The sequence below is a fragment of the Pseudolysinimonas sp. genome (assembly GCF_049651805.1).
Taxonomy (GTDB): domain Bacteria; phylum Actinomycetota; class Actinomycetes; order Actinomycetales; family Microbacteriaceae; genus Pseudolysinimonas_A.
In genome coordinates, this window is the sequence record NZ_JBASCU010000010.1 from 1 (window position 1) to 10,928 (window position 10,928).

The 10,928-nt window shown below is 70.6% G+C and carries 15 protein-coding genes; 6 read left to right on the forward strand and 9 right to left on the reverse strand.

Annotated elements, in window-relative coordinates; translation table 11 throughout:
- On the reverse strand, positions 1–384 hold a 384-nt coding region (locus tag WBL06_RS01595; protein ID WP_424454222.1), incomplete at its 3' end, for an FAD-dependent oxidoreductase.
- Positions 377–1,444 (reverse strand): uroporphyrinogen decarboxylase, encoded by a 1,068-nt coding sequence (gene hemE / locus WBL06_RS01600; protein WP_424454223.1) that lies wholly within the window; start codon positions 1,442–1,444, stop codon positions 377–379. The genes WBL06_RS01595 and hemE, both read right to left, overlap by 8 nt.
- Positions 1,445–1,470: 26 nt before the next feature.
- On the opposite strand from hemE, the gene WBL06_RS01605 reads away from it, so the two are divergent.
- From WBL06_RS01605 to WBL06_RS01630, 6 genes are all read left to right on the forward strand, one after another.
- Positions 1,471–2,706 carry a glutamyl-tRNA reductase gene (locus WBL06_RS01605; RefSeq protein ID WP_424454224.1) on the forward strand — a complete coding sequence of 412 codons (1,236 nt, stop codon included), beginning with the start codon at positions 1,471–1,473 and terminating at the stop codon, positions 2,704–2,706.
- 77 nt (positions 2,707–2,783) lie between these two features.
- Positions 2,784–3,809, forward strand: coding sequence for an iron-siderophore ABC transporter substrate-binding protein (locus tag WBL06_RS01610; RefSeq protein ID WP_424454225.1), 1,026 nt, complete (start codon positions 2,784–2,786; stop codon positions 3,807–3,809).
- Between the two features lie 11 nt (positions 3,810–3,820).
- On the forward strand, positions 3,821–4,861 hold the full coding sequence (locus tag WBL06_RS01615) for a FecCD family ABC transporter permease (protein ID WP_424454236.1): 1,041 nt from the start codon (positions 3,821–3,823) through the stop codon (positions 4,859–4,861).
- Positions 4,858–5,910 carry a FecCD family ABC transporter permease gene (locus tag WBL06_RS01620; RefSeq protein WP_424454226.1) on the forward strand — a complete coding sequence of 351 codons (1,053 nt, stop codon included), beginning with the start codon at positions 4,858–4,860 and terminating at the stop codon, positions 5,908–5,910. The genes WBL06_RS01615 and WBL06_RS01620 overlap by 4 nt, the downstream gene beginning before the upstream one ends.
- Positions 5,907–6,707, forward strand: coding sequence for an ABC transporter ATP-binding protein (locus WBL06_RS01625; RefSeq protein ID WP_424454227.1), 801 nt, complete (start codon positions 5,907–5,909; stop codon positions 6,705–6,707). Before WBL06_RS01620 ends, WBL06_RS01625 begins: the two co-directional genes overlap by 4 nt.
- Positions 6,697–7,617, forward strand: coding sequence for a siderophore-interacting protein (locus WBL06_RS01630; protein ID WP_424454228.1), 921 nt, complete (start codon positions 6,697–6,699; stop codon positions 7,615–7,617). Before WBL06_RS01625 ends, WBL06_RS01630 begins: the two co-directional genes overlap by 11 nt.
- Positions 7,618–7,619: 2 nt before the next feature.
- On the opposite strand, the gene WBL06_RS01635 is transcribed toward WBL06_RS01630, so the two are convergent.
- The 7 genes from WBL06_RS01635 to WBL06_RS01665 form a co-directional block, all read right to left on the reverse strand.
- The gene (locus WBL06_RS01635) at positions 7,620–8,012 is read right to left on the reverse strand and encodes a VOC family protein (protein WP_424454229.1); all 393 of its coding nucleotides are present in this window, start codon (positions 8,010–8,012) and stop codon (positions 7,620–7,622) included.
- Positions 8,013–8,033: 21 nt separating this feature from the next.
- Positions 8,034–8,315, reverse strand: coding sequence for a type II toxin-antitoxin system RelE family toxin (locus tag WBL06_RS01640; RefSeq protein WP_424454230.1), 282 nt, complete (start codon positions 8,313–8,315; stop codon positions 8,034–8,036).
- Positions 8,312–8,581 (reverse strand): type II toxin-antitoxin system Phd/YefM family antitoxin, encoded by a 270-nt coding sequence (locus tag WBL06_RS01645; protein WP_424454231.1) that lies wholly within the window; start codon positions 8,579–8,581, stop codon positions 8,312–8,314. The genes WBL06_RS01640 and WBL06_RS01645 overlap by 4 nt, the downstream gene beginning before the upstream one ends.
- A 143-nt stretch (positions 8,582–8,724) precedes the next feature.
- The gene (locus WBL06_RS01650) at positions 8,725–9,066 is read right to left on the reverse strand and encodes a hypothetical protein (protein ID WP_424454232.1); all 342 of its coding nucleotides are present in this window, start codon (positions 9,064–9,066) and stop codon (positions 8,725–8,727) included.
- Positions 9,059–9,334, reverse strand: a complete 276-nt coding sequence (locus WBL06_RS01655; protein ID WP_424454233.1) for a hypothetical protein — start codon at positions 9,332–9,334, stop codon at positions 9,059–9,061. The genes WBL06_RS01650 and WBL06_RS01655 overlap by 8 nt, the downstream gene beginning before the upstream one ends.
- A 63-nt stretch (positions 9,335–9,397) precedes the next feature.
- Positions 9,398–10,336: a type II secretion system F family protein gene (locus tag WBL06_RS01660; protein ID WP_424454234.1), complete on the reverse strand. Its 939-nt coding sequence runs from the start codon at positions 10,334–10,336 to the stop codon at positions 9,398–9,400.
- Positions 10,333–10,928 (reverse strand): type II secretion system F family protein (locus WBL06_RS01665; protein ID WP_424454235.1); only part of this gene is annotated, 596 nt, incomplete at its 5' end. The genes WBL06_RS01660 and WBL06_RS01665, both read right to left, overlap by 4 nt.

Below are 10,928 nucleotides of genomic sequence, written 5' to 3' on the forward strand. Positions count from 1 at the left end.
GGCGCGCACGACGTCGGGGGCGAGCGGGTCGGCCGGGATGCCGAGCAGTCCCGCGGCGGGGAGGGGCACCGCCGGGCCGCGAGCTCGATGCAGCCAGGCCGGGGCGGGGTTCGGCGTGACGACGTCGGCGGCGAGCCCTAGTTCTTCGATCAGCGCGGAGACCGCGGTACCGCGGGTCGCGAACGACTCGGCCCCGGCATCCAGCTCGACGCCAGCGATGCGCTGGGGCGCGAGCTGCCCGCCCACGCGGTCGGACGCCTCCATCAGGGTTACTCGGTGGCCGGCTTGGGCTAGGCGGAGGGCGACGGTGAGACCGGCGACTCCTCCGCCGATGACCGTTGTCGCGGGTGTGGTTTCGACACGCCCGCTGTGCGGGCTACTCAACCACCGAGTCGTGGCGATGCACGAGGTCGACGAGGCGAGTGAGTACGGCGGGGTCGGTGTCGGGGGGAACGCCGTGGCCGAGGTTGACGATGTGGGCGGGGGCGGCGTCGCCGCGACGCAGTACATCGGCGACGTGGCGGTCGAGCACCTCGGGGGGCGCGAATAGCAGCGCGGGGTCGATGTTGCCCTGCAACACGACGCCGGGCAGCCGTCGCGCGGCCTCGTCGAGGGGCACCCGCCAGTCGACGCCGACGACGTCGGCCCCCGCGGCGGGCAGCAGGTCGAGCAGGTGCGCGGTGCCGACCCCGAAGTGGATGCGCGGGATGCCGAGGTCGGCGACGGCGTCGAGGGCGCGCTTCGAGTGCGGCAGCACCGAGCGCTCGTAGTCGGCGCGGGAGAGCGACCCCGCCCAGGAGTCGAACAGTTGCACGACGCTCGCTCCCGCCAGAACCTGCGCGCGCAGGAACGCGCCCGTGACGTCCGCGCACCAGTCGAGCAGCGCCGCCCAGGTCGCCGGATCGGAGTGCATCAGAGCGCGCGTCTGCAGTTGTTCCTTCGACGGACCGCCCTCGACCAGGTACGAGGCGAGCGTGTACGGGGCGCCGCCGAATCCGACGAGCGGGGTCTGGCCGAGTTCCGCGACGACGAGGGCGACAGCCTCGGCGATCGGGGCCAGCGCGTCGGGTTCGAGACGGGGTAGGCGGGCGACATCCGCCGCCGTACGCACCGGTTCGTCGAACACCGGCCCCTTGCCGGGCACGATCTTCACCGCGACCCCGGCGAGCAACACCGGCACAACGATGTCGCTGAAGTACACGGCCGCATCGACGCCGTGACGCCGCACCGGCTGCAGGGTGATCTCGGCCGCCATCGCGGGGTTCAGGCACGCCGCGAGCATGTCGCCGCCGGCCCGCAACTCCCGGTACTCCGGCAGTGATCGCCCCGCCTGCCGCATGAACCACACCGGTCGCACGGGCGTGCGCACACCTCGCGCCGCCTGCACAAGGGGCGAGGCGACGGTGAGCCCGGAGGCGAGCGGATGTTCGGCGGGAAGGGGCACCTGTCCACCCTAGGTAGAATCGGCTGGTGCTGTTCTGCCTGACGGCGAACCATCGCAACACTGAGTTCGACGTTCTCGACCGTATCTCGCGGGTCGCCTCGACGACCGCCGCGGATCTCATCGTCGAGGCCGATTTCGTGCGCGGAGCCGTCGTGCTCGCGACCTGCAACCGCTTCGAGGCCTACATCGAACTCGACGAACCGCTCACCGCCGGCCCCGAACTCGCGATCGAGGCGGTCATCGACGCGCTCGCCCTGCGAGCCGGTGAGGATGCCGAAACGCTCCGCGAAACGGCCGTCGCGTTGACGGGTCAGGATGTCGTGCGCCACCTGTTCGCCGTCAGCTCAGGGCTCGAGTCGATGGTGATCGGCGAAGAAGAGATCGCGGGTCAGGTTCAGCGGGCCCTGCGCGAAGCCCGCGAAGCCGGCACGACATCCAGCGGTTTGGAGCTGTTGTTCCAGCGCTCGGCGCACGCCGCCCGCGAGGCCCGGGCCCACGGCGACCTCGCCGCCGCCGGACGCTCGATCGCCCGCGTCGCCCTCGACATGGCCGACTCGCGGGTTCCGGACTGGTCGGATGTCGCGGTGCTTCTCGTGGGAACGGGCAGCTACGCGGCCACCACCGTCGCCGCCCTGCGGGCTCGAGGTGCGACCGACATCCGGGTGTTCTCGGCCACCGGTCGCGCGCAGCAGTTCGCCGTGCGCTACGGGGTCGGCGCAGAACGGGATCTGCGCGAGGCCATTCGTTCTGCCGCCGTGGTCATCACCTGCACAGCTCGGTACGTCGTGACTTCGGCCGACATCCCCGATGACGCGCCGCGGCTGGTGATCGACCTCGGGTTGCCGCGCAACGTCGAGCCCGCCGTCGGGACGCTGCCCGGCGTCGAGCTGCTCGATCTCGAGCTGATCGGGCGTCACGCGGTACTGCCGGAGCTCGGTGCCGGCGTGCAGAGAATAGTCGGCAACGCCGCCGCGGCGTTCGAGTCCGATCGACGCGCCGCCCCCGCGATCGTGGCGCTCCGACGCCATGTCGACGACGTGCTGCAGGCCGAGATCGCCCGACACCGCGCCCGCCACGGAGTCGACGAACGCACCGAAGCCGCGCTGCGTCACCTCGCGGGCGTGCTGATGCACGAGCCGTCGGTGCGCGCCCGCAATCACGCCGCGGCCGGGCAGCTCGACGCGGTCGAGCAGGCCGTCGAAACGCTCTTCGGGGTCAACCCGCAGGCGCCGAAAGCCCTGGAGGACGACGCCGTCGGATAGCGCGAGTTGACAGTCCCGGATCGACGGATGTTAGGTTAGCCTGACCTAACACCGTTCGACCCGAGAGGTTCTCTGTCGTGAAATTCCGCCGTGTCCTGGGGATGGTCGCCGTCGCGACCGTCGCCGTGTCCCTCTCTGCCTGTGCGGCATCCGCCGCAGACACCGACACCGACCGAGCCGACGGCGCGTTCCCCGTCACGATCGAGCACGCCTTCGGCGAGACCACGATCAAAGCGAAGCCCCAGCGCGTCGCGACCGTCGCGTGGGCCAACCACGAAGTGCCGCTCGCGCTCGGTATCGTGCCGGTCGGGATGAGCAAGGCCACCTGGGGCGACGACGACGGCGACGGCGTTCTGCCGTGGGTCGAAGACCGGCTCGCCGAGCTCGGCGCCGAGACACCGGTGTTGTTCGACGAGACCGACGGCATCGACTTCGAAGCGGTCGCCGACACACAGCCCGACGTGATCCTCGCCGCCTACTCGGGCATCACGCAGGAGGAGTACGACACGCTCTCGAAGATCGCGCCCGTCGTCGCCTACCCCGAGATCGCCTGGGGAACCTCGTACGAGGACATGATCCGACTCAACTCGGCCGCGCTCGGGCTCGCCGGGCAGGGCGACGCACTCATCGCCGATCTCCAGGCCCAGGTGAACGCCGCGCTCGCCGCTCAGCCCGCGCTCGCGGATGCCACGGTGCTGTTCGCGTACATCGACCCCAACGACCTCAGCCAGATCGGCTTCTACACGAGCCACGACACGCGCCCCGGATTCCTCGAGAGCTTGGGGATGCCGGCACCCGCCATGGTCGAGCAGGAGTCGGCGGGCACCGACGGGTTCTACGTCACGGTGAGCGCCGAGCAGGCCGATCAGTTCGCCGACGTCGACGTCTTCGTGACCTACGGCGAGGCCGACGGCGCCCTCATCGCGGCGATGCAGGCCGACCCGCTGTTGTCGCAGATCCCCGCGATCGCCGAGGGCCGCATCGCGATCCTCGAGAACTCGACGCCGCTCGCCGCCTCGGCGAACCCGTCGCCGCTCTCGATCGGCTGGGGCATCGACGAGTACTTCGCGCTGCTCGCCGGCGCGCTCACCCCGGCCGGGTGAGCACCGGCACCATGACCCCGCCGGGCGTCGCCGCCGCTGCCTCACGAGCGGTACGACGCCCGGCGGTGCCGCGCCCGGTGTGGCTCGCGATCGGAATCGGGAGCCTGGTGCTGCTGTCGCTGGCATCCGTCGCTTTCGGCAACCGCGAGGTCTCTCTCGACGAACTGCTCGCCGCGCTCGGCGGTGAGACGAACGGCATCGGGCAGGCCGCCGTCGCCGCCCGGCTGCCCCGCACGGTGCTCGCCCTGCTCGTCGGCGCCGCCCTCGCGCTGTCGGGTGCCGCCCTGCAGGGGGTGACGCGCAACCCGCTCGCCGACCCCGGCATCCTCGGCGTCTCGAGCGGTGCGTCGCTCGCGGTCGTCGTCGGCATCGCCTACTTCGGGCTATCGAACCCTTACGGCTACATCGGCGTCGCGACCGTCGGGGCCGCGCTCGCCGCGCTGTTCGTCTACTCTGTCGGGTCGCTCGGCCGCGGAGGCGCGACCCCGCTCAAGCTCGCGCTCGCCGGGGCCGCGACCGCGGCGGCGCTGTCGTCGCTCGTGAGCGCCGTGCTGCTGCCGCGCGTCGACATCCTCACCATCTTCCAGTTCTGGCAGATCGGGGGCGTCGGCGGCGCGGAGTGGGACCGCATCGGCATCGCCCTGCCGTTCCTCGCGGCGGGCGCGGCGATCGTCGTGCTGTCGGGTCGCGGCCTCAACACCCTCGCCCTCGGCGACGACCTCGCCGCCGGGCTCGGCACCCGCGTGGTGCACACGCGACTGATCGCGTTCGCGGGAGCCGTCGTGCTGTGCGGCGCGGCCACCGCGGTCGCCGGACCGATCGCCTTCGTCGGGCTCATCGTGCCGCACCTGTGTCGCCTGCTCGTCGGGCCCGATCAGCGCTGGCTGTTGCCGTTCTCGGCGATCGCCGGCGCCGCACTGCTGGTGCTCGCGGATGTCGTGGGCCGGGTCGTCGCGCGCCCGCAAGAGATCGAGGTGGGCATCATCACGGCGGTCATCGGCGCACCGTTCTTCATCTGGATCGTGCGCCGCCAGAAGGTGCGCGAGCTGTGACCGCCGTTCTGGATGCCGCACCCGATACCGCGCGCACGGTTCGGTCGAGCAGGGCTCGACGCCGTCGCGGCAACTCGCTGCTCGTCGGCGGCCTTGCCATCGGGTTGCTCGCTCTCGTCGCCGTCGCCCTCATGATCGGCAACACCTTCTACTCCCCCGCCGAGGTGCTGCGGGTGCTGCTCGGCGAGCAGGTGCCCGGCGCCTCGTTCACCGTCGGCGAGCTGCGGCTGCCGCGCACCGCGCTCGGCGTTCTCGCGGGTGCTGCGTTCGGCATCGCGGGTCTCACGTTCCAGACGATGCTGCGCAACCCGATCGCCTCCCCCGACATCATCGGCATCAGCACCGGCGCGAGCGCCGCGGCGGTCGTCGGCATCGTCGTACTGTCGCTCGACGAGACCGCAGTGTCGTTGCTCGCTCTCGGCGGTGCCCTCGTCACGGCGCTCGCGATCTACACCCTGTCGTGGCGCCGCGGCTTCGCCGGAGCCCGGCTCATCCTCATCGGCATCGGCATCGCGGCGATGCTGCACAGTGTGGTGTCGTACGTGCTGACACGGGCGGCGGCCTGGGACATCCAGGCCGCGATGCAGTGGCTCACCGGCAGCCTCAACGGCGCCACCTGGGAACGCGTCGCGCCCCTCGCCGTCGCGACCGTGGTCGTCGCGCCACTGCTGGTGTGGCGGCAGCGCGATCTCGACATGCTGCGGCTCGGCGACGACGCCGCGGCGTCCCTCGGGGTGCGGCTGCGCCCGGCGCGGCTACTTCTCATCCTCGGCGCCGTCGTACTCATCGCGTTCGCGACCGCGGCCGCCGGGCCGATCGCCTTCGTCGCCTTCATGGCCGGACCGATCGCGGCGCGCATCACGGCATCCGGCGCCCCGCTGCTCGTGACCGCCGGCCTCGTCGGGGCCCTGCTCGTCGTGGGCGGCGACCTCGTCGGCCAGTTCGCGCTCGGTACCCGCTACCCGGTGGGCGTCATCACGGGTGCGGTCGGCGCACCCTTCCTCATCTACCTGCTCGTTCGCTCGAACCGCTCGGGAGCCTCGCTATGACCCTCACCCACCAGCTCACAGCCTGCGACCTCACCCTCGCCTACGGCGATCGGCTCGTCGTCGAAGAGCTCGCGCTCGAGGTCGCCCCCGGGCGCATCACGGCGATCGTCGGGGCGAATGGATGCGGCAAGTCGACGCTGTTGCGGGCGCTCGCCCGGCTGCTGTCGCCGAAGGCAGGGCAGATCGCGCTCGACGGGGTGGAACTGTCTTCTCGCCCGACGAAGGAGGTCGCGCGGCTGATCGGCCTGCTGCCGCAGAGCCCGATCGCTCCCGAAGGCATCGTCGTCGCCGACCTCGTCGGCCGGGGGCGGCATCCGCACCAGGGGCTGTTCGCCCGCTGGAGCCGCGCCGACGACGAGGCGGTCGCCGCCGCACTCGACGCGACGGGAATCGCCGACCTCGCCGACCGGCCCGTCGACGAACTCTCGGGAGGCCAGCGTCAGCGGGTCTGGATCGCGATGGCGCTCGCGCAGGCCACCGACATCCTGCTGCTCGACGAGCCGACGACGTTTCTGGATGTCGCGCACCAGATCGAGGTGCTCGACCTGCTCGCCGACCTCAACCGCGCGCGCGGCACGACGATCGTCATGGTGCTGCACGACCTCAACCTGGCCTCGCGCTACGCCGACGAGATCGTCGCCGTGTGTCGTGGGCGCATCCACGCGCTCGGTTCGCCGGGGTCTGTCGTCACCGCCGAACTCGTCAGCGAGGTCTTCGGGCTCGACAGCGAGGTCATCCCCGATCCGCTGACCGGAAAACCGCTCGTTCTGCCCCGAGGGAGGCACCATGTCCGCTGAATCCCCGTTTGTGCTCGCTGTTGCGACCGTCGTCGCGGTGGAGCGCGTGTCGCCGAGTTTCGTGCGCGTCACGTTCTCGGGCGACGAGTTGTCGGACTTCGGAACCCCGGGGCTGGTGCTCGATCAGCGCATCAAGCTCGTCTTCCCCGCGCCGGGCAGTTCGGTGCCCCGGCTCTCCGCGGGCGATGACTGGTACAGCGCCTGGCTGGCCCTGCCCGACGACGAGCGCGGGTCGATGCGCACCTACTCGATCCGTCGCCTCGACATCGACGGCGAGGAGACCCGGCTCGTCGTCGACTTCGTGTTGCACCTCGCCCCCGGCTCGACCGGCCCGGCATCCCGCTGGGCGGACGCCGCTGCCGTGGGTGACGAGCTGCTCGTGATCGGCCCGCGCCGCGGCCGGGCCGGAGGCGGCGGCATCGAGTACGCCCCCGGCGACGCCCGCGCCATCCTGCTCGCGGGCGACGAGACTGCGGCCCCCGCGATCGCCCGCATCCTCGAGGACGTCGACCGCGACACCCAGGGGGTCGCCTTCATCGAAGTACCCGAGGATGCCGACATCCTTCCCATCGCGACCCCGCCCGGTGTCGAGGTGCGGTGGTTGTCGCGCTCAGGCGACGCGCACGGCACGCGGCTCATCCCGGCGGTGCTCGATCACCTCGGGGCGGTCGCACCTGCTGTGATCGCGGATGTCGACACCGACGACCCGCTGTGGGAGACCCCGACGTTCTCGAGCCTCGGCGAGTCGGTCGCGTCGGGCGCGAACCACGCCGACCGGTACTTCTGGATCGCCGGTGAAAGCGGGGTCGTCACCACGCTGCGTCGCCACCTCGTGAAGGATCTCGGTGTCGACCGCTCCCAGGTCGCGTTCATGGGGTACTGGCGGCACGGGGTCGCGATGCGAGGCTGAGGTCACTGCTCGTCTGCGACGACCTCGGCTTTGAAACCGGCGGAGTTCTCCAACCATCCCGCGTAGTGGCCAGCGCCTCCCGCATGGGGATACCGCTCTCGATAGAGCGGGTGCCAGCCGTGCTCTTGCGCGTCTTCCATGATCGCGTCGACCCGGTCGGACGAGCCACCCTTGAACGCGAGGTGATTCATGCCCGGCTTCCGACGATCATGTGTCGACCCCGTGAGGTTCGGCGATGTCGTCAACGTAAGGTACGCGCCTCCGGCAGCCCAGGACTGCCCCTCCGGCCATGCGCTCTCAAGAGAGAACCCCAGCCGCTGCAGCAGCCAGCCCCACTCGGCCTGCACAACCTCCAGATCGGCAACCCAGACCTCGACATGATGAATTCCCGCCACGCGACGAGTCTCTCAGGGCGCTCATCGGTGCGAGCCGTAGACGTCGGCGCGATGTGCGATGCGCATGACCTGCACGAGCCGCGCATCCTCGTCGATGCGCACGAGAACTCGGTAGGAGATACCGACGTATCCGGCGCGAAGCCCTTCCAGTTCGGCGCCGAGGGGCTTGGTCGCTCTCATCGGGTTCTGCGCCAACGGCCCGTCGAGGAATCGCAGCACTGCGTCGACGAGTTTGGCGGGCAGCCGCTCGAGCGCGCGCACCGCGGGGCCAGAGAGCTCAACGCGGTACGGCCCTGGCGTCACCGCTTGGCCAGTTGCGCACGCACCTCTTCGAGGGAGAGCATGCGACCCTTCGCGATGTCATCATCTGCTTCGGCCATCTCTGCCGCGTGGTTCGGATCCGACAGCCACGCCAAGGTCTCCTGAAGCGCGTCCAGATCATCGGGTGAGATCAGCACTGCGGCCGGCTTGCCGTGGCGCGTGATGACGACGGCCTCGTGAGTGGACTCGACGCTTTCCACAAGGGCCGAGAGGTTGTCCTTCGCGTCACTAACCGACATGGTTCGCATTCCCTCATTCTGGCCTACTTCTCGGCCATTTTTCTAGCCACGATACTGGCTCTTTCAGAACCCGGGCTGTAGCACGAGGATGCCGGGGAAGACGGAGTCGCCATCCGCGGCTGACCGCACGCCGACCTCCAGCACGGCCAGGATCAAGTGCCGATCTTGTGCTCCGCGAGCAGCAGCTGCACCGCCTCGCGGACGAGCTCGCTCTGATTCTTACCAGTGCTCTGCTCGAGCCGCTTGAAGGCCTCGAAGTCCGCGCTGGAGATCCGCCCTCGAACGCTGGGGGACTCTCCGCGCGGTGACCCCACGTGCGGACGTCCGGGGCGAAGGGCCTGTTGCAGAGCCTCTTCAGTGCCGTACTCGCGAAGTAGGAACGCCCGGCCCTCGGCGGCGGCGGCATCGCCGGTGAGCACGGCGTCGGGTTCCGGAAGCGGGGTCGCCGGGTCGGTGAGACGAGCGGCAAGCTCGTCGTAGTCGATGTCAGCCATTGGGGTGCTCCTCTCGGTACCGCCGGACTTTCGGCCCCAGGGGCATCGCGTGGAAGATCGACGCTTCCCTGCCGTCCGTGAAGCAGTTGACCAGGATTTCCAGTTCCCGGTCGGTCTGTTCGTGCTCGGGTCCGACGTACAGCCGGACGGTGCCGCCGTCGTTGCTCGAGCCCAAGTCCGCGATGTAGGTCGCATGCAGGATCGCGTAGATCTGGTCGGTGCGCGGGACGCCGTGCTTGTCGCTCGACGGTTCCCAGCGTGGAGCCACTGCCAATCCTACCTTAATTAGGCTACAAAACTGTAGCCTAATATTTGACCCTGCCCGACCTATTCAGAACCCGAGTTGAAGCACCATCACACCGGGGAAGATCGCGAACGCGACCGTCACCGGCAGGATGAGGAAGACCAAAGGCACGAGCATCGCGATCTCCTTCTTGCCCGCCGCTTCGAGCAGTGACCGCTTGGCGTCATCCCGCGAGTCCTGTGCCTGAGCCCGCAACACATCGACGAGCGGCGTCCCGCGGTCCAACGCCCCGACGAGCTGATCGACGGTGCGTGACAGCGGCGGCAACTGGATCTCGTCGGCACACCGTTCGAGCGCCAGCGCGAGCGGCACCCCGGCGTTCACCTGCGCGACGACGACGGCAATCTCGCGGGCGAGGTCGCCGTTGCCCGCTCGCGCGACCCGGCGCAGCGCATCGAGCACCGCCTCACCAGCCGACAACGAGAGCGTCAGAAACTCCAGCACCGTCGGCAGTTCGGCGGCGATCCGATCACGCCGCGCCCGTGCCGCCCGCGACAGCACCTGGTCGGGGAGCAACACCCCGATCGCCGCGCACACCGCAACGATCACCCCGAGCAGCAACGGCGACACCGACGACGAACGCGCGATAGCCACCGCGAACAGCACGCCGACCCCCGCGCCCGCTGCCCCTCCCAGCAACTGCCGCCCCCGCAACGCCTCGACAGTGAGCGACCACCCTGCCTGCCGCAACCGCCGCTCGACCGAGTCGTCACCTCCGAACACCGCGACCAGGGCCGAGCGGATGCGACGGCCGGCCGGGGCGAGCAACCCACCGACGAAGGGCAGCGGCTCCGCGGGGCGGCGGTCGAGAAACTCGCGGGCCTCGGGAGACAAATCCGCGATGTACGGCGCGACCCGGGCGGCGAGCCGGGTCGCGCCGATCCGCGGCACCAGGCCGAGCAACGTCCAGAGTCCGAGACCGAGAGTGACCCCGACGGGAACCGCGAGCGCGATGAGCGGCGTCACGCGAACCACCGCCGCTCGTCGGGCAGTCGGCCGAGCGCGATCATCACCCGGTAGGCGACGACCGTCACGACGAGACCGACCCCGAGCAGCACCAACCCCGCCGGGCTGTTGTACGAAGCCGCCGCCTCGGGCCGCGACGCGAGCAACAGCAGCACGACCCACGGCGCGACGACACCGAGCCGGGCGGCACCTCGCACCCACGACTGCCGTGCCTCGACTTCGGACCGCACCGCGGCATCCGCCCTCAGCGAGGTCGCCAGGGCCCGCAACACGGACGGCAGCTCGGAGCCGCCGACCTCGCGCGCCATCTTGAGGGTCTCGACGATGCGGTCGGCGATCGGATCGGCGAGGCCGGCTTTGAGCCCGTCGAGCGCCGAGGCGAGGTTGCCCGACCCCATCGCCCGCCGTTCGAAGGTGCGGAACGCGACGCGCGTCTCGGCCGGCCCGACCTCGGCGAGCGCCCCGACCGCTTCGGCGAGCGGCAGGCCGGCGCGGATGCCCGACACCAGGTGGTCGACGAGGTCGGGCCACGCGAGGCGCAGCGTTTTGCGCAGAGCCCGCGCCCGCGCCGACAGCACCGCGAGCGGGACGG